This window comes from Aquimarina sp. Aq78, assembly GCF_900299525.1.
Classification (GTDB): domain Bacteria; phylum Bacteroidota; class Bacteroidia; order Flavobacteriales; family Flavobacteriaceae; genus Aquimarina.
The window spans coordinates 132632-157518 of the sequence record NZ_OMKA01000003.1 but is presented as its reverse complement, the minus strand read 5'-3'; the positions used below and the strand labels follow the sequence as shown (position 1 = coordinate 157518).

Genomic DNA, 24887 nt, shown 5'->3' with positions numbered 1-24887 from the left:
AAGAAAATTAATCACTACTTTTCTTTTGCTTACCAGTAATTAAAAACTCTAATAAAGCAGTATTAAGACTATCCCCTGTATTACTATTGGTAAATACAACATATCCCATATTGAGATCACTATACAGTATAGCTTCACATCTAAAATCACCATTATTTCCTCCATGCCCGAAACTAGGGCCAAACGGTGTTTTTTGCATATGGATACTTAATCCAAAATAGTTTTCCCATCCTTCTGGAACAGGATCTTCTTTATCTTTAGGAATTCTGGTTTGTATTTTAAACATTTCTTTATAGGTTTCTGGTTTTAGCCCTTTTTTGTTCTGTAACCCTAATAAGAAATTGGTAAATGTTTTAGCCTCTGTATGCATACTCCAGGCCATACCTGGATTTTCTGGTAATGAAGCCTGTGATGGCAGGTTATCAAAATGACCATTGGATACTACTTTGGCCAGGTATTCATTTTTAGAGAAATAGGTGTTTTCTAAATCTAATGGTGTAAGTACTTCTTCTTTTAGTATAGTATTGATATCCTTGCCTGTTACTTTGGTAACTACTCTTTTTAAGTATTCAAAACCTTCGCCAGAATATTGATATTTGGTACCTGGTGTAAATTTAATATCAATCTTTCCATCTTCGTTCATCCAAGCCCAGTTTGGAAATCCTGTTTTGTGAGACATTACATGTCGGGCTGTTATGAGTTTATAGCGATCATCATGGTCAATGGCTTCAAATGGCAAATATTCATATAATGGTTTATCAAGATCAATAATCCCACGTTCTACTAATCGCATTACAGCAAAACCAAAAACAGGTTTGGTAATCGAAGCTGCTTCGAATAAGGTATTGTGATCTACTTTCTTTTTTGTGAGTGTGTTCTTTACTCCGTAGGTCTGATGATAAACGACTTTACCATTTTTAATCAATGCAAGGGATACTCCGGGGATTTGATAATGTTCCTGATATGTTTTGATAAACGTATCCACTATAGAAGCTTTTTTGATATCAAAATCGTGTAAAATTCCTTTGTCTGGGATTATATCTGGGTCAGAAATGGTAGATAATTCTAATGTTGGTGCAGTGATGTTTTTATTTGCCACCGCTGTGACTTTGATATTGACATCTTTTGTATTTATTCTAAAAAGCTCTTCGTCTCTAAATTGACTTTCATCTTGGTAAAATAAACCTGATGCTGGTGAAATGATATACTCACCAGAGGGAAGATCTAAAGTGTAATTTCCGGTTGAATCTACCGAGGTTTGCGTCCAAAGGGCAGGGTTATGAGTAGATGTAAATCGAATTCGGTTAGGATAGCCTTTCATAGTGCTATTTTTCCATTTTAATTTTCCACTGATTGTACCTGTTTTTTCTTCTCCTTTCATAAATATCACATCACCAAGTCTTCCTGGGGCACTACTTTTACCGCCACTATTTCCCCAGGCAATAAAAGAATTAGAGTTTTGATCATCATCAGCATCTTTATCGATAAATACATGATCGATTCCAATAGATTTGCCTGTAGTTATGGTACTATTAAGTTTTACTTTACATTCATAAATAGTGGTGTTTTTATTTCGTTTGGATTTGATCTCTATAGCATCCCAATTTGTGTTTTTCTTTGTAGGATCCCAGCTTATAGATTGATTATTGGTGTCTTTATAATTTTCACTATACTGATATAGATCTACACCAGAACCATCGGGAGAGTGTTGCTCATCGATATAGAAATTAAAGGTATCTTGTGTATTCCACTCTGATGCATCGGTAGTATCTACAATATGAGAGTCGTCTGTTATTACAACAACAATGTAAAGAGCTTTTTCAGGGAGGTTATATCCCACTTGAAAATAAGCATCAAAATCATTTTTGTCCTTAGGGCCACCACCATATGGTAGTTTATTGATAGGATAGCGAGTAAAGTCTTTTGGCCAATCTTGAGTATTCCCGTCAATAGTTATAGAAGATACAGGATATGCATAGGCGATAGCACCATTAGACATCTCTATTAAATTTTCTGATTTTGTTTTTATGTCAATCGAATTACTATATGCGGCAATATTGAAAAACACAAAAAAGAGTAGTGCTATATACACTACTCTTTTTGAAATATTTCGATGTTCGTTGGATTGATGATGAATGGTATCTGTAAGAGAATTAAAGCGCAAACCCATAGTGATTGATTTAAAATGTGAATAAATAGCTATATTCCTTAAAAAAGATGAGACTAAAGAGCATCATCTTTTTTAAAGATACTATTGTTTAAAGATTGTTACAGTTTTGCAGTTATAAATTGAAATAAAGTTAAACAAGGGAGGTTTTAAACTGTGCTGTTATATAGATTGGCATTAATCACTTAGTTTATGAAATATTGTTTTTGGATGTTGTGAAGATGTGTATCCTGTAACTTTTTTATTTTTATCCTTTATAAATGTGATCTTATGATTAGCCAGGTTCATAAAAGTATTATTTTGTACATGAAAAATCGGGTAGTTTCTATCATCTACTATCGCATAAAGAGCTTTTTCTCTTGGGTTGATTTTTAATTTTACTTTAGCTCCATCCAGATATTCATAAGTTCCGGTGTATGCTTCCAGAATTGTTCTGTCACTATAATTTTTATAAGGATCATCTTCTGATAAAATTACCCCTTCTCCTGGTATCCACTTATCATACTCCATATGGTATGCTATTCTTCGTGCTTCATTAAATCCTTGAAGTTTTGCTACCAAATGTAAGGCACCATCAATGCCAGCAGAAATACCAGCTGTGGTTATTACTTGTCCATTATCAACAAATCGGGCGTCTTTTATCACTGTTATATTTGGATAATTACTTTCTAATCCATTCAACGCGTTATGAAAAGTGGTTGCTGATTTACCATCAAGAACTCCGGCTTTTGCTAATGCAAATACTCCTGTACATACCGAGAAATGGTATTCGATGTTTTGTTGTGCTTTTATCCATTCAATTACTTTCGGATCATTAAAAGCACTGGAAGAGTTTCCTCCAAAAAAAGCAAGTATATCTGCATTAGGGCTATTTGCTATACTGTAATCCGGGAGTATTTTGAGAATTCCCTGGGAGATAATAGGTTCTTTGGTTTTAGAAACCGTAAAAACTTCAAAATTTGCATATGCAAATACTTCCATAGGTCCAGCAAAATCTAATACTTCTATACCAGGTTGTAAATAGAAGGCAATTGTCATTTTTTTGTTGGCTAGTTTTTGAAGTTCTTTTTTTGTAGTAAGTTTCATATTACAATGATGGCAGGTTCCAGGTTTACTAAATTTTAAAGTGTCGCAACTACTATTGCAAGGAGGACACACATAAATTTCATTAGAAGTTGCTGAAGGTTGTGATATAGCCGATATATTGATCAGTAATAGTAATACTAATAACTTTTGCATTATTTTTTGAGTAATGATTAATTCTTCAAAATTAAATGTCTTTTGTAAATCTTAAAAGGACAAGTGTGCGCAGTATTAGGACAGATATATTATATATAAGTGAAGTTAACAGGCAATACACCTTTATGTTTTTTAAGTAAGGCTCTTAATTGGTTCGTGCTTTTTAATCCACATTGGTTGGCAACATAGCTAACTTTATTACCATCGGCTAAAAGATGTATGGCTTTATCTACTCTAAGTTTTTCGAGATAGGCACCAATGGTAATTCCCGTTGTTTTTTTAAAGAGCCGTGTAAGATTACGACTACTCATATATACATAATCAGCCATATCTTCTAGTGTGAATGAAGTATGGAGGTGTTTTGTCATATAATCTTGGGCATCATGAATCCGAGTGTCCAGATGATTTCGATATTGCAAGAAAATACTCAGTTGAGGATCAGATTCGCTACGACGAAAATATATAACTACTTCTTTGGCTATATCTGTAGCAAACTTAGGGCCATATAATTGCTCGAGAATAAATAAAGAAAGATCAATACCAGAACTAACTCCTGCACTAGAGTACAGACGATTATCTACAACAAATAATCTGTTGTTAACTAGATCAACTTTGCGAAACTTATTAGTGAATTCTTTAAAATATTTCCAATGCGTTGTACATTTATGCCCATCTAATAACCCTGATTCTGCAAGTAAAAAACTTCCGGTACATACAGAACAGATATTGACTCCGTTAGAATATTGAATATGTAACCAATCAAAAAATGCTTTACTTTTTTGTATAAATTCAGAATCAGAAAGTAATTGAAATTCGATCCCTGGGATAAAAATAAAATCACCCTCTTTTAATTCAAATTTCTCAAAGTTAGAAAGCTTTGCAAAATACAGTCCAGCACTGCTCTCTATTTCCTCTTCATTGTTTATAGTAACAAAATGAAGATCGATATCTGCCCCATATTCTTTGGCTTCATAAAAGATATGTGCTGGACCATTAATATCTAATAAATGAACTTTGGGTGGTATGACAAAAATGATATTTTTGATAATCTGATTTTAAGCTAAAATACTAATAAATAGTATTCTTTAAAGAGTATTAAATGGACAAAGAGAAGGTTTTTATGCTTCGTTTTCTTCAATAATTTTATTTTTTAACTCGATAATTTCTAAAAGGGTTCGTATCTCCTTTTGAATACTATCTCTAACAAACTTAATAAAGATAATAGCACCGATAACATAGGAAACATCGATCATTACCATTTGCCATGTGGTAAAGTATAAGCTAAATTCTGGAGTGATCATATAAAAACCAATAGTGTACAATGCTATTATGGTTATAGTGACCGGCCCATGAATACGTTTTCTGAACTTATAAAATGCTATTGTATCATTGGTTGTTTTTAGCACATCATCTATTACATCAATCTTTTTTGATTTTAAGACACTAATACATTCGATTATTATTCTTAGTAATAATCCTCCTATCATTAGTGCTACTCCAATTCTACTTAGTATTTCTTTTACCGGAGCGAGGTAGTAGAAAAAAGCAGATATTCCTATTAATGTGATTGATAGTATTATGATGTTTCCGTAGTGAAAACGAACATTTAAATTTTTCTTAGACGTAATAGAAGATAATGTCTCTTCTAGTATTCCAGAATTGCTCTCGATATCTTTTTTTCCTTTTTGCCACTTACGCTGCAAATCATCAAATTCATTACTCATGATCTAATATTTTTTTAAGTCGTTTCTTTATTCTGTGAATTTTTACCCTAACATTGGTGGGTTTAATACCTAAAACATGTGATATAGTTTCATAGTCCTGTCCTTCTAACACCATCATAATGATTAACCTATCCAGTTCTTCTAATTGGCCTATGGCTATATACAATCCTTGTTCTTGTTCTGCATCTTGGTTTTGTGACTCATCAACCAGTACATGTTCTATTTTATCAAAGGATAATCTCTTTTTCTTTTTTTCTTTTCTTATGTATTGCAGGCATGTATTTACCGTGATTCTATACACCCAGGTTTTATGAGTGGATTGCCCTTTAAAGTTTTCGAGAGCATTCCAGATATTAATGAATACTTCTTGCGAAAGATCATTAGCCATATCTATATCTCCTTTCATAAAACCGAGACACATTTGCTGAACCATAGGGTAACACTGGCGATATACGCTCTCAAAAAGTTGTTGATTCTTTTTACTCATTTGCAAGGAAAGCATTTACTGTTGTATAAAACCATTCGGGTTGATCAAACATTATAAAGTGTTTACTGTTTGAAGCCATCTTGATAGATTTGTTTGCTAAAGTAGCATATTGTTTTTCATAATTAGATTTTGCGACCTCTACAGAAGGAAATGATGCTCCCAGAATTAAAGTTTTTGCAGTCACTTTGTTTAAAATCTTTCTTAAATCCAGCTTTAATAAATCGGTATATCCATATACATAGGTTTCGCGATCAGCTTCCATAATCCAATTGATTAAAGTATCTACTTTATCTTTGTTATTAGTCATGTTTTGTGCCATCATGGTAGCAGTCTGTTTAAACTGTATATCTTCTGCTTGTAGCATTTGCTTGTTATATGGGCTATCGTATTGTATTTGACTTTCTGGTACACCAGGCATCATTAATTCTCTCATACAAGGGATAGAATCTACAATAACTAACCTGGTAATTGTATCGGGTAGTGCTGCAGCAAGATCAATAGCTAGATTTCCACCCATACTGTGCCCTATAATTGTTACATTGGTTAGGTTTTTATCTTTGATATATACAATCAACTCTTTTTTAATGGTATCATACCATGGCATTGCAATAGGAGGGTTACCATTAAAACCAGCGTAGGAAATAAGATGAGCTTCACTTTTTGTAGTTAAATGTTCAACGGTATCGTTCCATATTGATCCGGGAGTGGTAAAACCTGGTAAAAATAATACAGGATTTCCTTGTCCAACTATTTCAGTTTTGATAGCCGATGTTTGACTAAATCCTAAGTTTATAATAATTAGTACTAATAAGGTAATTCTAAATGTTTTCATGTCTTTATTTTTATTGTATTTCTATTTTGATTTTCCCCTTTGATGCAGAAAGTTGTGAATTGTTACACGTGGGATAAAAAAAATAAAAAGAAATAAAAAAGACCTGTTAGAACTTAATCAATAGTTGGTTGATAACGTACAGAGGATATTAGAGTTATTGAATAGAGTTTACCTATAAGAAGAGGGATTAATGTTTGGATGAATCGTTAAATTGCCAAAGGACATTTACAATTTTCCATGTATCGTTTATTTTTACAATATGCATGTAATCAATCCACTCATCGGCAATAAGTTTTACAGAAGCTGTCTTGTCAAGAACATCTAATATAATAACCTCTTTTTTTGGTTTTTTGGGAAACTTATCTCCGTTACTATTATAAAACTCTGAGAGAATTACCATAAAATCAGTAAACGTTTCTCGAAGATATTCTTTGTTTGTAGCTTTGTTTTTCCAAAAAGTCCTTTTTGCCATTCTAGGATGAGCAGCTCGCTCAAATTGCTTAGGATTTACATTGTGTTGTGCTTCGAGGTAATCAAGAGCTACTTGTTTAATATCCAGAGAATCTTGTTTGGATTGCGCATTTGTTTGGTAAGCAAGTAAACTTATACAACATACTAAAACAATTTTAAACATATAATTCATGATGAGGACCTTTTATTTTTGTTTCTAAAATAGAAGATATCTAATAATTAAGTTTGAAAGTTTTCTTAAATGTTAATGAGCAATAAATGTTATTTTTTATTGCTGAGAAGTGAAATATTCTTTTGGTGACGTTCCCATCAACTTTTTGAAAGATTTATTAAATGTAGTTTTAGAATTAAAACCTGCTTCCTGGGCCAACCCGAAAAAGGTGAAGTTTTTAGCTTTATCTGTTTTTGCTAATTCTACAAATTCTTTAATCCGATGATAATTAATGTATTCAAAGAAATTCATGCCGATATTTTCGTTTAATAATCGGGCTATTTCTGGACTGCTTACTCCCAGCATGTCAGCAAGTTCTGCTTTTAATAATTTTCTATTGAGGTACGGCTTTTTCTCCACCATTAACTGATCTAATTTGGTTTGTAAATGGTCTAGATCTGATTTGGATAGCTTGGATTGCGTATATTTTTTTTGAACTCTACTGGGGATAATTTTAAATAGATCAGGAGAAATCATACCATAATAAGCGATAAAAAGAATGATTAAAGCGATACTTAGCCAAATTGCTTCTCTTGCTGTCCTTTCTAGCATTTCAAATCCTAAAATACTAATGAAATACACAATAACCCAGCATAATAAGCAAATACCAATTGCAATAAGAAAATTAAAGAAAAACTGTGTCTTTACGGTATAACTTAATTCATCGCGTAACCCTTTCCTAAAAGAAAGAAATAACTGAAGACTCATTACCCAATACGTAATGTTGAATAGTAGACCAATACCAATAAAAATAGTTATGGTACGAAATAATTCTCCACTTTTAATTCTTGCTCCAATAACTTCGTCTGTAGGAAGCATAAACATAAAAATTACAAAAATAATATAGAAAATTCCGGGGAGGTAGTGTAACAGATCCTGATATGAAAAACGTTTGTTTAATAATGAAGATTTGGTAAATAAGTAAATTGTGGATCCAAATAGGAGTGTTGCAAACTCAGAAAATGCAATCAGTCGAAAGTTTTTACCAAAAATATCAGATATATAAAGTACTCGACCCGATAAACCAATCATAAGAACCAGTACTAAAAAAGCGACATATCCATTAATGTTTTTTCTGTTTTTTGGTGAAAAAAGGTAAATACAGAGTAAAAATAAACTCTGGAAATAACCAAAATATACGAGTTGATTTAAAAGTGTTTGCATAATGATGTATTAAGCAGGTTATTTAATAACCTGCTTTTTATAGGTCTAAAATAGTTACTAAATCTGAAATTGGTTCACATGTTTCACCGAACTATGATCCATTTTTAGATTTTCTTTATAAAATTGTTCAAAAGCGGCCTTGTTTTCCCAGGTAGTAATCACCAAATAATCTGGATTGTAGTTATACCCAAAAGGAGACGCACCTTCTGTAAATTCAACTTGTGTTTGACCGCCTGCTTTTTTCATTTTTTGTATCCATCTTTGTTTAAATTTTTGAAAAGACGACTTGTCTTTATGCCAATACGCAGTAACCATATTAAATTTCTCAGGATTAATACTAAAAGAAAGATCTTGTTTTAATTCGTAATAAGTAAGACCAAATGTAGACCAGATATTTCTTCTCTCTTCATGAAAACCTGGCATTGTTTTTTGAATATCCTGTAAGAATTTCTCTCGCCCATTAAGGGTATCCCAATATCCAAAAATCATACTTTCGGGATGATAATTGCCTTGAGTCGGACTTCCTTTTATAGCAACGCCAGGTAATCTATGATATCCCATTTTTTCGGCTACAGGAAATGCAGTTTTAAAGTAGTGCTGTAGTTTTTGTTTAGTGTCGGGTTTGGTATTTATAAAAATGATATCAAATACGTGCCCTTTTTTTAGGGTATATGATATTGTCTTTGATTGCGCATTCAGAGATGTAAAATTAACAGTCAAAAAGAGTGTTAATAATGAGATTTTTAAAAGCTTCATATAGTTTTTCAATTTTAATTAATGATTTTTTTTACAAGACAAATGTATATGCTATCATCTGGGAAATGAAGAATAATAGGGGACGAAAGGTACATATACCGTATGTGTACTTTTATTTGAAGATAAAATTGCGAAAATGGGCGGTGTAGGGATGATCCAATTAAAATCTATTAACTCTAGTTACGAAGTATATGCTTAATCGATATTTTTTTTGCTATTTATTTGATCAACCAAATTACAGATATACCGATTAAATTCAACATTTCTTGCGCCATAACTGGCAAGCCCTATTAATTTTACGTCCTGATTTTCTGTAGAATCTACCTTTATGATAAATAAGGAGTAGCCTTTTCTGGTTTTAAACCTAAGTCCTTGTTCTTCTCTTATAATTTCATAATCACTCAACTCATCAGAATAAGGTGATTCTTTTATTAAAATATAGTTTTCATAAAGAATGCAATTAGTACTTGGCTTAACTTTACTCAAAAGGTAGACAAGGGTAACGATACTAATTACTACCATACTACCTATTATCATAACGATCATCTTTCTTGAGTTTTTATGCATTGTTAATCACACCTTATGCTATCTAATGTACTAAAAATTATTTTCTTTTTGAATTCATAATTTGCTTCTTGTTTAAAAAAACACTCTGAAAATCTACAAATTATAGTCATTCAGCTAATTTGTTTTTTATACGTTTCTCTTATTTATATCTTTTAAAGAATCTCAATATATATTAACCCAACGTATTTAAAACGTAAACAATGAAACACAAACTCTTATTCGTCGTATGCTTACTATTTAATTTTTGTATCTATTCCCAAACCTTTATTCGGAATTATAGTAATCCCACAGCAACTTATCAATTAAAAATGGATTTTTCACCTCAATCCTGGGGAGATGTTTATCTTGATATAGAAGTGAAAAATACAGGAAACAGTGGTATTAATGCTAGAAATGCTAAACTTCAATTTTTATCTGATGTTACTCCAAGCCTTGTTAATTTTACACCTAATGGAAGTATTTCATATCCAACTGTAACGATGACCCATCTACAAGATGGAGATCGATTTATTAATACTTTAAATATCGGACTTCCCGAAGCATCTTGGGTTGATCATGTTTTATCTCCTAATGAAAGTTTTAAACTTAGAGTTGACCTTAGAACGGTAACATCATCATATAGTGATCTCGCTGATTCTATGCGATTTTATACAGAAAATGGAACACCTTCATTATTTACAGATGTGACCACCACAGTAACTGGAAATGATGCTAATGCTGTAATAGTTAACTATAAAAATACAAGTTCTAATACTCTATCTACAGAAACAATTACAACATCTGCTACCTCTTCGCTAAGAATTGACCAGCCATACCAGATATGGGCAAATAGTTTTGTCGTAGGTACTACTCAATATACAAGTGCATACGAAGAATCATCGCCTTTATCATTCATACCTTCTGAAACAAATACTAATATTGCTATAGGATATACAAGATCTACTATTCGTACAGAAAATGTAACTGTTAATGTAACCGGACTTCCCAGTGGAGTTTCTACACCAATTGCTCTTAAGAATAGTGATATAAACGGTGCAGATAAAAATACACAGATTACTAATGGCAGTACTAGTATACCACAAGTTCTCGAAGGAAATTATACTGTTACAATATCTGCCTATACCGATAATGCTAATAATCTTATTTATACTCCTCAATACACTGCTAATCTTACAGTAGCGATAGGAAATAGCAATACTCTGGCTGTTTCTTTTACAGCTTCTTCTGTTCATGAATTTACAGTCAAAGGTTTTCCTAGATATTTATCTCATGGAACCATAACCAATGCTGCTGCTGCTTTTGATGATAATTTTAAGAACTCACCTTTAAACGCTCTTTTTAAATATTCTGGATTAGACGGAGCAGGGGATAGAGGTAAGATTCCTGATATGACTCCTACAAAAAACACTATCGAACAGGCACGAAGATTAGAAGCTAGTCAAGGCGGAAGAAAAATACTTCCTGTAATGGTGCATTATACTGCTAATGCTAGTGGTGGTGGATCACTAGAAGCTATTAAAGATCTGAGCGAAAATCAAAATTTATATTTTCATTATAGAAATTTGATTCAGGAAATTAAAGTTATTTTAAGTTATGAAGACACTGATCACCCTAATCCCGGAGCTTTTGTAATTAGCCCCGATCTGATAGGTGCTATTCAACAAGATGTCGTTTTTGGAAATGATCATAATATCAGAACCATGCGAGTCGAGGTTAATCAAGATATCAAAAGAGCTTTTGAAGATGAGAATTTAAGTATTACAGGACTTCCTTCTTTTTCTGATAATCTGAAAGGTTATTTGCAGTCGGTTAATTTTTTGATTCATCATGTGGGAGAATGTAAAATTCCATTTGGGTATCAGCAAAATGTATGGGCCGCTGGTTCTGCCCGTTGGGTGTTTGAAAAAGCAGGAGAGTTTAATGACCCTGTGAGCGAAGCTATAGAAGTGGCCGATTTTATGAATAGTCTTGAGTTATATACAGGAGAGTGGAAACCAGATTTTATAGCTTTTGACCGATACGAAAGAGACTGTTTTGGACCAGCCGCGATACAAAATTACGCATGGACAGCTAAACATTGGGATATGTACCTGACCTTTTGTAAAGAAATTGCAAAACGAATAGGTAATGTACCTATCATGTTATGGCAAATTCCTGGAGGACATATGCCTACTACAGATGAAAATATTGTCAATTTTGATATTGCTAATCACTCCTCTGCATCTGCTCCTTATTTTCTTGGAGATAGTAGAATAGGGACAGACCTTAGTAAGATTCACCCTGAGCTGAAAAATATAACATTAGCACTTCCGCATTATGAAGCTAATACTATAGGAGGACATTTGGCTAATGATAATGGTTATGATTGGGGAACGTCTAATCTACAAAAACTAGCAAATATGAATGTTTTCACTATTTTATGGGGTGGAGGATCTACTACCGGAATAGGTTCTATCGGTACTAATGGAGATGATGACCAGTGGTTAGCTAAAAAAATAAATGAATATTATAGCAATGCTCCTGTATATAAGACTGCTGCGATTACACCATATCAAAATGCAACGTATTGCCAGAATGGAATAAAATCTCCATTGTTACCTAATGAAATTAATAAAGAATTACAGGGAATAAAAATATTCCCTAGCCCCGCAAAAGATCAATTACAGATAAGTAGCTCTGCTTCTGATCAGGAATATATGATAACGATATTCGATATATATGGTAAAAAAGTAGGCGAATATAAAAATCGAAACGGGAACAGTATAGATGTATCTAATTTATCTAAGGGAGCTTATATTATTAAATTACATTCTCGATCTGAAGAAGGAAGTATCTCTAAAATATTTTATAAAGAATAACTCTATCTGTTTAAAGAACAGATGTTAACTAAATTTATTAACCAGAGCCTGTTAAAATTATTTGATCACCAAGTATGATATGAAATTGACAGGCTCTGATTGATACTAAAAAATCTTTCTTGAAGAGATGATTTTTAGGTCATTTATTTCTGGAAATAGAAAAGATAAAATTGTCTAGGTTATCACTATCCTCTCTATGTTCAATATGATTAAAGTTATTTTTAATCAATAACTTTTTTGAAGGTTCATTATTTTTATGTGTAAAAGCTTCTATAGTATCTAGCTCTAAAGTTTTAAACCCATAATCTAGGATACCTACCAGTGCTTCATTCATAATCCCTTGTTTATGAAACTTCGGATGTAAATCATAGCCTACTTCTGCTATTTTTTTGTCTTCAGAGAAATTCCATAAGCAAATAGTACCAATGAGTTCTGGATTATCTTTTATTGTAATTCCCCAAAATAACCAGTTTTGCTCATCAATACCTTTATTGATTTTGTCAATGAAATTGTTAGCATCTTCTATTGTATTTGTTTTTGGTCTTTTTACAAATGTGTTAACACCTTCATCAGATCGTAAGAAGAGAATTACCTGATTGTCATTTTCTTTTAATTGTCTTAGAAGTAATCTTTCGGTTTGTAATTTTGGTAAAGAGGTAATTTTCATTATTTAAGATTCTTTTTTGGGCCTAATGTATTCAAAAAGAATTATACTCTCATGTACATTTGAAATTACTAGCAATTATTTAATTAAGTACCATATAAAAACTGCCAAAGGTTTAAATCTTTGGCAGTTTTATAATTTTTAGAAATAACCTATCTACTTAACAATCGTTTCTATGTGAAATACATGTTCCTGTTGCACAAGCAAAGTTGCAATTTGGAGCAATACTAGAATCACAATCTCCTGTACCAGTACCTCCTTTAATTTTTTGAGCACTAAACTTAGAAATTGTGTTTTTGTTAAGTTTGAGTTTTTTTAACTGCTTTTTTTTCATGATATATATTTAATTTGATTAATATCTAAATTTATCAAATTAGCTGCATTATTTTTTTAGAATGCTATTAATTAACTAAAAGTTTAACTACATCGTTATTCATCTACTAAATATGGCACTTGTTTTTAAGATTATTTTAGATATAAGTATTTAAAAGCAAGTGTATTCTGTAATTGTTAGATAGTATTAGCGATTACTTAAATAAAATAACAAGCCCCCCAATTGCAGTCATGATTAAAATAAACTTTCGGTATTGGTGATCTTTAAATCGCTTTACGACCTTAAGCCCGATGATAAATCCCAATATGACTCCTGGAATCAAATATAAATCCACAATTAATGTCTTCATATTTATAGTATCCCAGCTAAAAATATGAAATGGAAGTTTAAACAAATTAATTATAAAAAAGAGCCAGGCAGCGGTACCAATAAACTCATTTTTTGGTATTCGGGTTGCCATGAAAAAAATATTAGTAAATGCTCCTGCCAGGTTTCCTATCATTGTGGTGAAACCAGCAGCAAACCCGGTAGTGCCAATAAACCAAAGCTTATTAGGAATGTTTTTTTTATCGTACCGTTCCCAAAAAAACATGATGATAACACTGATAATGATAATCACGGCCATTCCTTTCTTAAATATATATTCAGGAAGATCTTTTCCTACAAAAACAGCTATTAGAACTCCACCTATCATCCATGGGAGAAATTGAAAGAGATATTTCCAACGGGCATGTCGGTTATAATAGAGTACAGCCAAAACATCTGCAAAAATTAAAAGAGGTAATAGTATTCCTGTAGATGCTTTTGCACCATGTGCCAATGCCATTAGGGTTACGACCACAATTCCCATTCCTTTAAGTCCTGATTTGGACACTCCTAATATAAAAGCAGCAGTAAATGGAATAAGATAAGATGCCATTTTAGAATACTATAGTTCTTTTACATTTACATAAAAATTGGGATCTACAGTAAGTTTATTTCCTTTAAAATCTTTTGTCTGCCAATTGGCATTTGGTTGTACCCATTCTGGATTACCATCTATAAAGAGACGTACAGGCATATCAAATTGATCTACGATATTGTTATAACGATATTTTAATTTACCGTCTTTAAAATTATATTCGAGAACAGGTACTTTTATGGTTCTTAGATATTGATCAAAAAACTGAGTTAAATCGATGTTGGTTTCTTTGCTAATATAATCTTCGATCTGCTTTGTTGTCACTGTTTTATGATAAAATGTAGAATTAAGCCCTCTAAGGATGGATCTCCATTTTTCATCATCTTCTATAAGTTGACGTAGTGTGTGTAACATATTTGATCCCTTAAGGTACATATCACCTGATCCTTCATTATTTACATTATATGTACCTATAATTGGAGAATCATTCTGGATTTTTTTTCTGGTACCTATTACATATTCTGCAGCGGCCTTTTTTCCATAATGATAATCAAGAAAAAGACTTTCAGAATATGCAGTAAAACCTTCATGAATCCACATATCTGCCGCATCTTTATAGGTGATATTATTAGCAAACCATTCGTGACCAGATTCATGAATAATAATAAAATCAAATTTCAATCCCCACCCTGACCCAGAAAGGTCATTACCAAGATATCCATTTATATATTTGTTTCCATAAGTGACAGAGCTTTGATGCTCCATCCCAAGATAAGGTACTTCAACCAGTTTAAAACTATCTTCATAAAAAGGATAGGGGCCAAACCAATGCTCAAAAGCTTTCATCATCTTTGGAGCATCTTTAAATTGTTTTTTCGCTTTTTCCAGATTATCTTTTAATACATAATAATCCATATCCAGTTTTCCTTTCTCACCTTCATATTGTTCTCCAAAATGAACATAATCACCGATATTGATATTTACTCCATAATTATTGATTGGGTTACTTACAAACCAATGAAATGTTTTGGTATTATTATCATGTTCTTCTGTTTTGCGTAATCGACCATTAGATACATTCATAAGAGTAGATGGTACATTAACACTAATAAGTAAACTATCTACTTCATCATACATATGATCTTTGTTAGGCCACCAAACGCTAGCTCCTAACCCTTGGCATGAAGAAGCTACAAAATGTTTTCCATTCTGATCTTTTTTCCAGGAAATACCACCATCCCATGGGGCACGAACAGCTTCACGAGGTTTACCACTATAGTACACTTCTATTACATTTTTACTATTTTCTTTTTGTGCTGTTGATAGTGTTATAAAATGAGCATTACCTTCTGATGTTACTTTTAGTTCCTTATTATCCTGAAGTACTTTTTCTATTTTTAAAGGAGGTTGCAGGTCGATTTGCATTATGTTATGCTCTTTCAACACTTTGTAATGAATTGTATTTTTTCCTGAAATAGTTTTTTGATCAGGGTCTACAGCAATATCAAGATGGTAATAGGTTAAATCCCACCATGCTCTTTCTGGAGTTATCGATCCTCGCAATGAATCTTGTCTTGTAAATTGTGATTCTTGTGCAGATAATAAGGTAAAACTTAAAATACTGAATGCTATTGTATAGAATGTGTTCATCTATGGTATGTTTATTTCTCGATAATTATACTTAATGTCTAACTGTTAGGTCTGTAGAATTCGCATAATAATCAATTTTGTATTAGTTTCGAAATTATTAGCAGACTCTTTTTATAATTTATCTAAAAGTTTCTGAAGGAAACACAACAGGACTCTCATGACCATTTTTGCCGACAGCGGCTATTCCGAAGAAGAAATTGTCAATAACAATGCCATCTAGAATAAAGTTGTCTACATTTCCTACAAAACGGCTATGATCCCAGGTAGGAGAAGTGGTATCTCGCCAGTATATTTTGTAACCTTTAATATTTGGGTCATTGGCTTTTTTCCATTTAAATTTTACTGAAGGCTCTACAATTCCGCCTATTTTTACTTCAGATGGGGCAGGAGGAGCCCATGCAATACTGGCTAAATTTATGGCATTAACAGCAGTGAGTTTTGCAGCATAATTAAAATTAACATGTTCTACAACATCTCCGTATTTGATCCCATTTTCTTCACGAATATTTTGATGTTGCTGCGTATAGTTTTCATGTGCTTCCATAATTCGAATTCCGGCATAGCCTAAATCATTAAAAGGTCTGTGATGCCCACCGCGCCCAAAACGATCTAATCGATAAATCATCATTGGATTCATCTCTGGCATATATGTTTTTACATTTTTATGCACATATCGGGCCAATTGGCGCGAAATCCCGTCAACTTCTCCTCCATAAAAACGTCTACGTCTTACAGTTTTTTCGTTATCGGTAAGATTGGTAGGTTCAGAAAATATTCTAAAAGTTCTATTATCGATAATTCCATCTACTCCTTTAATGTTTCCGATCATATCATTATTAAGGATTCCTATAATATCCCAGCCTTTGTCTTTAGCGTATTTTGCTAGTCCACCACCGCCAAAGAGGCCTTGTTCTTCTCCAGATAATCCAACATAAATAATACTATTTTCAAAAGTATGTTTTGATAATACTCGTGCAGCTTCAATGGTTCCTGCCATTCCGCTAGCATTATCATTTGCACCAGGAGCATCGGTAGTAAAATCCATAGTATCACTAGCTCGAGAATCGATATCACCACTCATAATAATATAGCGGTTAGGGTATTTTGTTCCTTTTTGTATGGCTACTACATTTACCACCCAGGCATCATGAGGAACTCTGGATCCCATATCTTTGGTTACAAAATCTTTTTGATAAAATACATCTAAACAGTTCTTACAATCTGTAGAGATTTTTTCAAACTCTGTTTTGATCCACCTTCGGGCTGCTCCAATACCTCGTGTTTGAGAAATAGTATCACTAAATGTATTACGAGTTCCGAAGTTCGCTAATTTTTTGACATCGGTTTCAATTCTATCTGCAGAGACTGCATTGATGATATCATAAATACGTTGATCTGTTTGTGCGATTAAAACGGTAGATAATAGAAGTAGGGCTGAGGTAAAAAATGTTTTCATTTGTGTGAATTTGATCGCCTAATGTAAAGAAAAGAGTCAAGTAATAATGATCTCTTAACAAATTTATAAGAGCATATGGGTTATCTTAAAAATGTTACCTTAGAAATTTTACAATCAATTATTTCATAAATTGCTATTACGCTTGAATATTTTTCTCCAAACCTAACATATTCACGATCCACAACTTTATTGCCTAATACAATACGATTTTTAATTTCGCAATACAGATTTGGTACTCTTTCAAACATAGCCTTAAAACTTTCTCTCATTTTTTCTTTCCCATCTATAGAGATTTCTTCCGGAAAATTATAAATTTTAATATCTTCTGAATAGGTATCCATAAACGCATCTATATCTCTTGCGTTGTATGCGTTTACTTGCCGTTGTACAACCTGTTCAGGTGTTTCTTTGATTAAATCCGAAACTCCTACTATTTTACCACCTTTAATTACTTCTTTGATTGAATTTAGGTTTTGAAGATTTTCTAATGGGTTATTTTTAAGAATAACTAAATCAGCTAATTTCCCTTCCGAAATAGAACCGATCTGATTATCTAAACCAAAGCCTTTTGCTGCATTTATAGTAGAAGCTCTTAAAATATCCAAATTACTAATACCGGATTTCTTCATGGCTTCGATTTCTTGAATGTAAGAGGAAGCGTGAATGGTTCCTATATTTCCTGCATCAGTACCTGTAGCTACATTTATACCATTTTCTGATAATTTTTTCAGATTCTGAAACATGATTTTATCTTTGGCTGCAGATCGTTCCAGATATGTTTTTTCATTATTTCTCAGATTCTTAAGCCCTTTAGGAATATCTTCATCAGAGATTTTTTTTACATCTGTTAATGAACGATATACAGTGGGATTTGCAAAGGCAAGATCTTGATAATGGTTGTCAGGCTTACCTAAAAAAGATTTTCCATAATTTTTAGATACTATTAATGTAGGAATATATGTAACATTATTCTTTTTTAGCAATTCGATAAACTCGTTATCTATTAAAGTATCTGTCACACTATGAACCAATATGTCTGCACCTGCTTTTACTGCTAATTTTGCTGTATTTAACTGAGTGGCATGTACTGTAAGTTTTAGATTGTTTTTATGTGTTAATTGGGCAATATGCTCCACAATAGGATATGTTTTTTCTGCTGGGATGTCTTTTGTAGCGATATACCAAATCTTAATGAAATCGGGCTTATACGGAAGCATTTTATTAAAAAGAATAGTAGCTTGTTCTTTGGTAGTGATTTTTTCTATAGGAATATCCTCAAGTTCGGAAAAGGCTTTAGGTTGGTAGGGAGAAAAGAGAGGGCCGGTAACATAAACATTTGGAGAAATATTATTTTGGGATACGCTGTCTCTGATTATGAAATTAGAGAATGGCCCGCCAACATCCATAACAGAAGTAATACCTAATCTTAAATATCTTTTAAAGTTATCGGGAACTATTTTTTTTGCAAATTCTATTTCATCTTCATAAGGCATTATGTGCTTTAAATCTATAGCGTCGGGGCGAGTATATAAACTTCCTGTTTGGAAAAAATGTATATGAGAGTCAATCATACCAGGAATGATAAATTTATCAGCACCATTAATAACTTCGGTATTTTCTTTTGGAGTGATTTTTTTAGAAGAAATAGATGTTATATTTTTACCCTCTATTGCTATATTTTGTTGTTTTTTGATTTTCCCGGTTTCAACATCAATTATATTAATGTTTTCTATTACTATTGTTTGAGCTATACTAATAGCTGGATTAATAATTATAAATAGAATTATTAGGATTACTATTTTTTTCATCATTTAGTTTGTGTAATTATTTGTATTACTGAATAAAAACAACCTTAGTTATTTTCTCATTATTTACCTCATAAATCGCTACAGCACTATAATATTGTTTATTGATGGTTAGAAACTCTTCATCAATAACTACATTACCCATTAGAATTCTGTTTTTTATTTTACAATTGAGATCAGGTGTGGTTTTAAAGAAATTGGTATATCCTTCTTTGATTTTTTCATGACCTTCGTATAAAAATTTGTATGGAAAATTATACACTTTTATATCTTTGGAATAGGTAGCAACAAAAGCGTCGATATCTCTCCCATTATAAGCATCGAGTTGTTTATTAATAATGTTTTCAGAATTCTTTTCGATATCATTATCAGGTTGAGGTCTGATAAAAGTTACCTTAGCAATCTTTCCATTTTTTACTTCATATATAGAGATCACTTTTACAATCCGATCACTATAAGTAACATATTCTTCATCAATTACTTTATTACCAAGTACAATACGATGTTTGATTTCACAAAATAAATTGGGTTCAGTTTTAAATTTTTTATCATAATAAGGACGCATGGCTTCTTTACCTTTGTAGCGTACTGTATCTGGATAATCATAAATTAATACATCATCATTATATGTAGCTAAAAAGGCATCGATATCTTTGGCATTGTAGGCGTCTAATTGTTTTTGAACAATATGCTCGGGAGAAATATCTGATACCACAGCAAGCATACTTCCTGAAGTATTTGTTGCTATTCTGGAAATATGACCAATTTCTTTATCCATAAAAGTATAAAAGGTGTTCCAGCCAGAATCTGTTTTTGGATTAAACTTAAAAACTGTATTCCCTTTCCCCATCAAGATGGTACCATCTGGTAACCAGCACATATCTTCGGATTTGGGTACTGTATTTATGATTTTTTCGGTGATTCCTGTTATAGGATCAATTGATTTAATTTCCCAATCTTTATTTTCTTTACTGATATAGCTAATCAGATTTGAATTTGGTATTTTATGCAACGATCTTCCTACTTTTTTTTGAAGAGTATGATTAGTTCCTTTTTTTATATTAGATACTACCAATGACAATGCATTATCTTCAAGTACAGATGAAACGAGCATATCATTATTAAACCAGGTATGATACCCAACCTTAAGCCCTTCTAATAAAACTTTGGACTCCCCGGTTTTGTAATCATAACGATAAAGGAGTTGTTTGCCATCTTGATCCAGGCGAATAGAAGAAACTTGATTTTTGCTAGGGATTTTGGTAGGAGAATATTCACTTCCGTTTTTGGTTTCTGTAACCCAATCTATTTTAGCGTTTTTGCTATTATATACGGCTATATCTGTTTGTTTATTACGGGTAGAAGAAAACAAAACCATGGTATCATTAAAAATGGAAGGTTGGTTATCATACCCTTTGTTGTTAGATATATTTCTTTGATTGTTAAGTATGATTGTTTTTTCTTTTTTGATGATATCAAAAAGATATACTTCAGTATCGGTTTGTGAGAAGGCAGGTATTGTAGTGAGTATTACTAAAAGAACAATTGTGTGCTTCATTGTTTTTATTTTCTAAAATACATTGAAATATTGACGTTATTCTTAAGTAAATGTTAATGTAGAAATGATGTTGATACTTGTTTTTTAGAAAAAAGAAAAATGAGTTTAATCAAAAAACCCAGAGCATAAAGCTCCGGGTTTTCGAAAGTTGAGTTAGAAAGGCTATTGAGGGAACAATAGTCAATTGTGTATATTGTTGATAAGATTAGATCCCATACACGAGAAATCTAAAATTTTGTGGGCTAATTATTGAAACCAAATCACATAAGAACTAATCGGGTTGTCTATACTAAAGAAACTTCCTGATTGGTTAGTAAATGCATTGCTAAATGTTCTAAAATTTCCTCTTTCGGTATATAATAAACCGTTAGGAGATGTCCAGTAATCTAATAATGGTTGAATACGGGGTTGAAAGAAACCACCATTAGCATCTGTTGCACCTACTAGAGTTAAAAACATTTTTTTATCTACTACAGATACATTGAAATTATAATTTCCGGCAAAGTCAGTGGTTCCATCTGATGCTCTAAATGTCATAGTTGCTGTAGGCGTAGGGGTCGAGAAATCCAATATGAAAAAATAAATACTCATCGTTAACCCATTAGGGGCAAGGTTAGTATTTATAGTAGTGAAAATATCAAGAAACTCTTGAGACATAAATTGAGCATCACCATAAGTAGGTCGATATCCAAATATTGAACGCGTACCATCCTGTATCTTTAAAATATCATCACTAATATATCCAGGTTCAATCGAAGCACTAATTACAGCAATAAGATCTCCTACAGTTGATTTAAATGTATTAGTTGCTACCTCGTATGTGAATGATTGAAAATCGGTTCCATTAAAAGAAAAAGGAGTTATAAAATCAAATCCTGTTTCTGTAATTTTTAATGGTAAATCAAAAGATAGGATATTATTACTATTGTCTGCTCCACTAAACGTTGCTCTTCTTGTATTGTCATTAAAACTGAAATTAGAAGAAAACACTTCTTGTGCAGCAGTATTAGTAATAGTTAATTCTCTAAAGAAATCAGTTGTAAGATGTCCATCTTTTATACGTTCTTCTAAACCTTGAAGCACTATGATCTGATCTTTATCTAGTGCTGTTGCAGGTGTTAAAGTAATGATTGATTTATCTCCCTGATCTGTTTTACTTTTAAGCACCACTTTTTCACTAGTAATCTCTTCAAAAATAAATTCGAATTCTGCTCCTAATGCAAATTGTTGAGTCTCAAACAAACTATGTAGTGTTGAATAGTTCTCTAATACCAATTCTGGCAACTGATTAACTCCTACACGATAAGTAGATGGTAAATCATTTGTACCATTTTTATAATCAGAAGTTGTTTCAACTGTATTATCAGCATTGAATTTTAAATGAACTCTAAATAAAGCTTCACTTTCTCCAGGGAAATAATCTGCTTTCCATCCAAATTCAGGTGCTATTAATATTTTCTTATAACTTTCTAATTGTGCATTAACACGAGTATCAATATCTTGATCAAACAATGGTTCTACTTCATTATCATTGCTACAGGCCATAAAACCTAAAGTGATAATAAGTAATGCATATATTTTTATATTTTTTAACATGTTGTTCTAAATTTGATTAGTTAATACTGCTTAAAAACTCATCTCTTAATACTAAAAGATCAATTCCAACATCTTCTTTCATATACTTTACAACAGCATCATATTTTTGTTGAATACGTACTCTACCTGCATTTCTATCTATACAATCCTGACCTTGACCTGTGCAATCTTCTGCGGTAAGGTAAGTAGCTTGAAATACAGCTGGATCGGTTGTAACGATATAGGATATGGTTTCTGCAAAATCTTCTCCAACGGCAGAAGTAGCATAAGGAGTAACCATCCCTCTTGCAATAGCACTATTTTGAGTTTCTTGTGTCCACGTTCCTGGTGTTGTGTAATCTTCATTCGATATATCGTAGAAAGCTTCTACATCAAAATTAAAATTTTGATCTACAATATGAGCGAACTCATGATGTAAGGTTCTAAATGTTTGAACAATCCAGTCTTTATTACCAGGAGCATAATCATTTGCTTGGGTAAGAGTTACTCTAACCCCAGCATCTGCAATTCCCAAAGTAATAGTACCATCACCATTATATAGAGGAGAACCTAATAAAACGATTTCTGCAGGGAAATATGTTCTTAAAAACTCTTCTCCTTGATCCGAAGCTTTATTATATGGTTCTATCCAAGCTTGTTTGATAAGTTCGGCAATAGGCTTTACTACATCTAAACGAGGTGGCACAGCTGATTTAGAAGGATCTATATATCGATCAACAAATTTGTATATAACATTACAGCCATACGGGTCTCTAAATTCATTTTTTAAATAGACATCAAGCTCATTAGTCGATTCTACTTCGTTTTGTTCAAAAATAGATTGCGGTTGTAATGTTTCTTCTCTATCACATCCAGATAATACTGCTACACTAAGCATAAGAAACAGTATTCTTTGTACTACTATATTTTGTGTTTTCATAATCAATATTTTATCTAGGGTTAGGAGTTAATCCGAATGAAAGTGCATCATTAGGAATTTGTATGGCTTTTCTCAAATCATTTTCTGTTAGCGTAAAAGTTTGACCTCCTTCACTTACAGGTAATACATGGGTTATAGAGATATTATGTCTCTTAACATCAAACCATCGTAAACCATGATCCCAAAACTCTTTTTTTCTTTCGTGTAGTATTAGTTCCTTAACTGCATCACTTTCACTAAGCAAAATTGGTTGATTAGTTTGTGGATCAATAGGACTATAAAAATTTATGATATCGGTAGTGTTGTTAAATTGATTACCGTTATATCTCTTGTTTGCCAGAACGTTAACATCTGCAAGTGCAGCAGCTTGATCTCCAAGAAAAAGATTAGCTTCAGCTCTGTTTAGCAATACTTCTTCGCCTTTAAATACTTGAGCGATATAATATGCTTGACCAGAATTAGAAGATAAGTTTTCTCTAAAAAAGTATTCTCTTAATCGTGCTTGAAATCTGGCATCTGTTCCTCCTGAACGCCACCCACCTATAATAGTTCTGTTATCGGTAACAGAGAACAGGTTGCGATATAGATTATTCACATCACCAGCATTTAATCTATATCCGGTACTTCTTCTTGCATAGAAAGAAAATTGAGATATAACCAATACGTTACTAGGGTCCGATGGATCGCTATAATTTTCTGCAGTCCCATCATAACCACCACTAGTTAGTGTGGTAAAATCTTTCAGAAAGAAATCTGGAGAACCATCTAGAAACAGATCACTATATTTTTTACAATTTGCATAGTCTTTTTTCCATAAGTAAAATCTTGAAGCAAAGGCTTGAGCAGCTTTTTTAGTAAAATGATACTTTTTGGTTCCTATGAAAAAATCATCATTAATAAGAGCTAAGCCCTCTAATAAATCTTTTTCCACAAGACTATAAACTTCTGCAACCGTATTACGTTTGTAGCTTGGTAAGAACTCTATTTCTGGTTGTAGTACATATGGAACCCCTAAATTAGAGGATGCATTCTCATCGTAATGTAAACCAAATAAGTTAACTAGCATAAAGTGATGGTACGCTCTAGAGAGAAGAGCCTCTCCTTTTACAGCATTTTTTTGCTTCTGATCACCTTCCATACCATCAATTACAGCTAGTACTTCATTAGTCTGTGCGATTGCCGCATAACTACGATCCCAATAAAAAGTTGGTGAATCCTGAAATATTGCCGTTACATCAGCCCAAGTATAGGTTTGAGTGTCCTGCAAATCAATAGAGTTTCCTCCTGCAGTTTGTGCAATACCATTAGCATCAAGATTACCTACAGGACCAGCTAAGTCTGTATACATATCTGTGAATACATAACTAGCTTGTGTATAGGCATCTGCAACAACTTTGGCTGCTTTTTCAACAGTGTCTAATTCTAATCTATTATCTGGAGATTCGTCCAAATATTTCTCACAACTTGAATTTAACATTACAAGAAGGAGGAGTAGTATATATGATGTTAATTTATAATTCTTCATAAT

At 32.4% G+C, this 24887-nt stretch carries 21 protein-coding genes and 1 pseudogene; 1 reads left to right on the top strand and 21 read right to left on the bottom strand.

Features of this window, described 5'->3' with window-relative positions; genetic code table 11:
• Positions 1-7 precede the first annotated feature (7 nt).
• From DG435_RS05630 to DG435_RS05580, 11 genes and pseudogenes are all read right to left on the bottom strand, one after another.
• Complete coding sequence (locus DG435_RS05630; protein WP_106793203.1) at positions 8-2170, bottom strand: serine hydrolase; 2163 nt, start codon at positions 2168-2170, stop codon at positions 8-10.
• A gap of 174 nt (positions 2171-2344) precedes the next feature.
• Positions 2345-3406 carry a DJ-1/PfpI family protein gene (locus tag DG435_RS05625; RefSeq protein ID WP_106793202.1) on the bottom strand — a complete coding sequence of 354 codons (1062 nt, stop codon included), beginning with the start codon at positions 3404-3406 and terminating at the stop codon, positions 2345-2347.
• A gap of 89 nt (positions 3407-3495) precedes the next feature.
• A complete protein-coding gene (locus tag DG435_RS05620) occupies positions 3496-3774 on the bottom strand; it encodes a helix-turn-helix domain-containing protein (RefSeq protein ID WP_159025628.1) in 279 nt (92 codons plus the stop codon).
• Positions 3775-3975: 201 nt separating this feature from the next.
• Positions 3976-4404, bottom strand: a pseudogene (locus DG435_RS26070) (DJ-1/PfpI family protein); the annotation flags it as partial.
• 120 nt (positions 4405-4524) lie between these two features.
• On the bottom strand, positions 4525-5130 hold the full coding sequence (locus DG435_RS05610; RefSeq protein ID WP_106793200.1) for a hypothetical protein: 606 nt from the start codon (positions 5128-5130) through the stop codon (positions 4525-4527).
• Positions 5123-5617: an RNA polymerase sigma factor gene (locus tag DG435_RS05605; protein ID WP_159025627.1), complete on the bottom strand. Its 495-nt coding sequence runs from the start codon at positions 5615-5617 to the stop codon at positions 5123-5125. The genes DG435_RS05610 and DG435_RS05605 overlap by 8 nt, the downstream gene beginning before the upstream one ends.
• Positions 5610-6449: an alpha/beta fold hydrolase gene (locus DG435_RS05600; RefSeq protein WP_106793198.1), complete on the bottom strand. Its 840-nt coding sequence runs from the start codon at positions 6447-6449 to the stop codon at positions 5610-5612. The genes DG435_RS05605 and DG435_RS05600 overlap by 8 nt, the downstream gene beginning before the upstream one ends.
• 187 nt (positions 6450-6636) lie before the next feature.
• Entirely contained in the window at positions 6637-7092 is a 456-nt protein-coding gene (locus tag DG435_RS05595; protein WP_234387123.1) for a nuclear transport factor 2 family protein, read from the bottom strand.
• Between the two features lie 96 nt (positions 7093-7188).
• Positions 7189-8295: a helix-turn-helix domain-containing protein gene (locus DG435_RS05590; protein WP_106793196.1), complete on the bottom strand. Its 1107-nt coding sequence runs from the start codon at positions 8293-8295 to the stop codon at positions 7189-7191.
• 57 nt (positions 8296-8352) lie between these two features.
• A complete protein-coding gene (locus tag DG435_RS05585) occupies positions 8353-9051 on the bottom strand; it encodes a hypothetical protein (RefSeq protein WP_106793195.1) in 699 nt (232 codons plus the stop codon).
• Positions 9052-9246: 195 nt separating this feature from the next.
• On the bottom strand, positions 9247-9597 hold the full coding sequence (locus DG435_RS05580; RefSeq protein WP_159025626.1) for a hypothetical protein: 351 nt from the start codon (positions 9595-9597) through the stop codon (positions 9247-9249).
• 221 nt (positions 9598-9818) lie between these two features.
• Between DG435_RS05580 and DG435_RS05575 the strand changes: the two genes are divergently transcribed.
• Positions 9819-12476 (top strand): T9SS type A sorting domain-containing protein, encoded by a 2658-nt coding sequence (locus DG435_RS05575; RefSeq protein WP_106793193.1) that lies wholly within the window; start codon positions 9819-9821, stop codon positions 12474-12476.
• Between the two features lie 139 nt (positions 12477-12615).
• On the opposite strand, the gene DG435_RS05570 is transcribed toward DG435_RS05575, so the two are convergent.
• From DG435_RS05570 to DG435_RS05530, 10 genes are all read right to left on the bottom strand, one after another.
• Positions 12616-13143: a GNAT family N-acetyltransferase gene (locus DG435_RS05570; RefSeq protein ID WP_106793192.1), complete on the bottom strand. Its 528-nt coding sequence runs from the start codon at positions 13141-13143 to the stop codon at positions 12616-12618.
• 157 nt (positions 13144-13300) lie between these two features.
• Positions 13301-13474, bottom strand: a complete 174-nt coding sequence (locus DG435_RS25455; RefSeq protein WP_159025625.1) for a hypothetical protein — start codon at positions 13472-13474, stop codon at positions 13301-13303.
• Between the two features lie 193 nt (positions 13475-13667).
• Positions 13668-14393, bottom strand: coding sequence for a sulfite exporter TauE/SafE family protein (locus DG435_RS05565; protein ID WP_106793191.1), 726 nt, complete (start codon positions 14391-14393; stop codon positions 13668-13670).
• 9 nt (positions 14394-14402) lie between these two features.
• Positions 14403-16025, bottom strand: coding sequence for a M1 family metallopeptidase (locus DG435_RS05560; protein ID WP_106793190.1), 1623 nt, complete (start codon positions 16023-16025; stop codon positions 14403-14405).
• A 118-nt stretch (positions 16026-16143) separates the two neighbouring features.
• Positions 16144-17481 carry a M28 family peptidase gene (locus DG435_RS05555; protein WP_106793189.1) on the bottom strand — a complete coding sequence of 446 codons (1338 nt, stop codon included), beginning with the start codon at positions 17479-17481 and terminating at the stop codon, positions 16144-16146.
• 80 nt (positions 17482-17561) lie between these two features.
• Positions 17562-19292: an amidohydrolase family protein gene (locus DG435_RS05550; RefSeq protein ID WP_106793188.1), complete on the bottom strand. Its 1731-nt coding sequence runs from the start codon at positions 19290-19292 to the stop codon at positions 17562-17564.
• Between the two features lie 22 nt (positions 19293-19314).
• The gene (locus tag DG435_RS25450) at positions 19315-20844 is read right to left on the bottom strand and encodes a nuclear transport factor 2 family protein (protein ID WP_159025623.1); all 1530 of its coding nucleotides are present in this window, start codon (positions 20842-20844) and stop codon (positions 19315-19317) included.
• 246 nt (positions 20845-21090) lie between these two features.
• A complete protein-coding gene (locus tag DG435_RS05540; RefSeq protein WP_106793187.1) occupies positions 21091-22440 on the bottom strand; it encodes a DUF4302 domain-containing protein in 1350 nt (449 codons plus the stop codon).
• Between the two features lie 16 nt (positions 22441-22456).
• Positions 22457-23359 carry a substrate import-associated zinc metallohydrolase lipoprotein gene (locus DG435_RS05535; RefSeq protein ID WP_106793186.1) on the bottom strand — a complete coding sequence of 301 codons (903 nt, stop codon included), beginning with the start codon at positions 23357-23359 and terminating at the stop codon, positions 22457-22459.
• A 10-nt stretch (positions 23360-23369) separates the two neighbouring features.
• On the bottom strand, positions 23370-24884 hold the full coding sequence (locus tag DG435_RS05530; protein ID WP_106793185.1) for a RagB/SusD family nutrient uptake outer membrane protein: 1515 nt from the start codon (positions 24882-24884) through the stop codon (positions 23370-23372).
• Positions 24885-24887 lie beyond the last annotated feature (3 nt).

Excerpts from the sequence above, each read along its gene's own strand:
- DG435_RS05625 (WP_106793202.1), bottom strand. The coding sequence starts at position 3,406 with ATGCAAAAGTTATTAGTATTACTATTACTGATCAATATATCGGCTATA.
- DG435_RS05550 (WP_106793188.1), bottom strand. The coding sequence starts at position 19,292 with ATGATGAAAAAAATAGTAATCCTAATAATTCTATTTATAATTATTAAT.
- DG435_RS25450 (WP_159025623.1), bottom strand. The coding sequence starts at position 20,844 with ATGAAGCACACAATTGTTCTTTTAGTAATACTCACTACAATACCTGCC.
- DG435_RS05575 (WP_106793193.1), top strand. The coding sequence starts at position 9,819 with ATGAAACACAAACTCTTATTCGTCGTATGCTTACTATTTAATTTTTGT.
- DG435_RS05560 (WP_106793190.1), bottom strand. The coding sequence starts at position 16,025 with ATGAACACATTCTATACAATAGCATTCAGTATTTTAAGTTTTACCTTA.
- DG435_RS05535 (WP_106793186.1), bottom strand. The coding sequence starts at position 23,359 with ATGAAAACACAAAATATAGTAGTACAAAGAATACTGTTTCTTATGCTT.
- DG435_RS05565 (WP_106793191.1), bottom strand. The coding sequence starts at position 14,393 with ATGGCATCTTATCTTATTCCATTTACTGCTGCTTTTATATTAGGAGTG.
- DG435_RS05620 (WP_159025628.1), bottom strand. The coding sequence starts at position 3,774 with ATGACAAAACACCTCCATACTTCATTCACACTAGAAGATATGGCTGAT.
- DG435_RS05610 (WP_106793200.1), bottom strand. The coding sequence starts at position 5,130 with ATGAGTAATGAATTTGATGATTTGCAGCGTAAGTGGCAAAAAGGAAAA.
- DG435_RS05540 (WP_106793187.1), bottom strand. The coding sequence starts at position 22,440 with ATGTTAAAAAATATAAAAATATATGCATTACTTATTATCACTTTAGGT.
- DG435_RS05595 (WP_234387123.1), bottom strand. The coding sequence starts at position 7,092 with ATGAATTATATGTTTAAAATTGTTTTAGTATGTTGTATAAGTTTACTT.
- DG435_RS05605 (WP_159025627.1), bottom strand. The coding sequence starts at position 5,617 with ATGAGTAAAAAGAATCAACAACTTTTTGAGAGCGTATATCGCCAGTGT.
- DG435_RS05530 (WP_106793185.1), bottom strand. The coding sequence starts at position 24,884 with ATGAAGAATTATAAATTAACATCATATATACTACTCCTCCTTCTTGTA.
- DG435_RS05585 (WP_106793195.1), bottom strand. The coding sequence starts at position 9,051 with ATGAAGCTTTTAAAAATCTCATTATTAACACTCTTTTTGACTGTTAAT.
- DG435_RS05555 (WP_106793189.1), bottom strand. The coding sequence starts at position 17,481 with ATGAAAACATTTTTTACCTCAGCCCTACTTCTATTATCTACCGTTTTA.
- DG435_RS25455 (WP_159025625.1), bottom strand. The coding sequence starts at position 13,474 with ATGAAAAAAAAGCAGTTAAAAAAACTCAAACTTAACAAAAACACAATT.
- DG435_RS05590 (WP_106793196.1), bottom strand. The coding sequence starts at position 8,295 with ATGCAAACACTTTTAAATCAACTCGTATATTTTGGTTATTTCCAGAGT.
- DG435_RS05570 (WP_106793192.1), bottom strand. The coding sequence starts at position 13,143 with ATGAAAATTACCTCTTTACCAAAATTACAAACCGAAAGATTACTTCTA.
- DG435_RS05600 (WP_106793198.1), bottom strand. The coding sequence starts at position 6,449 with ATGAAAACATTTAGAATTACCTTATTAGTACTAATTATTATAAACTTA.
- DG435_RS05630 (WP_106793203.1), bottom strand. The coding sequence starts at position 2,170 with ATGGGTTTGCGCTTTAATTCTCTTACAGATACCATTCATCATCAATCC.
- DG435_RS05580 (WP_159025626.1), bottom strand. The coding sequence starts at position 9,597 with ATGATCGTTATGATAATAGGTAGTATGGTAGTAATTAGTATCGTTACC.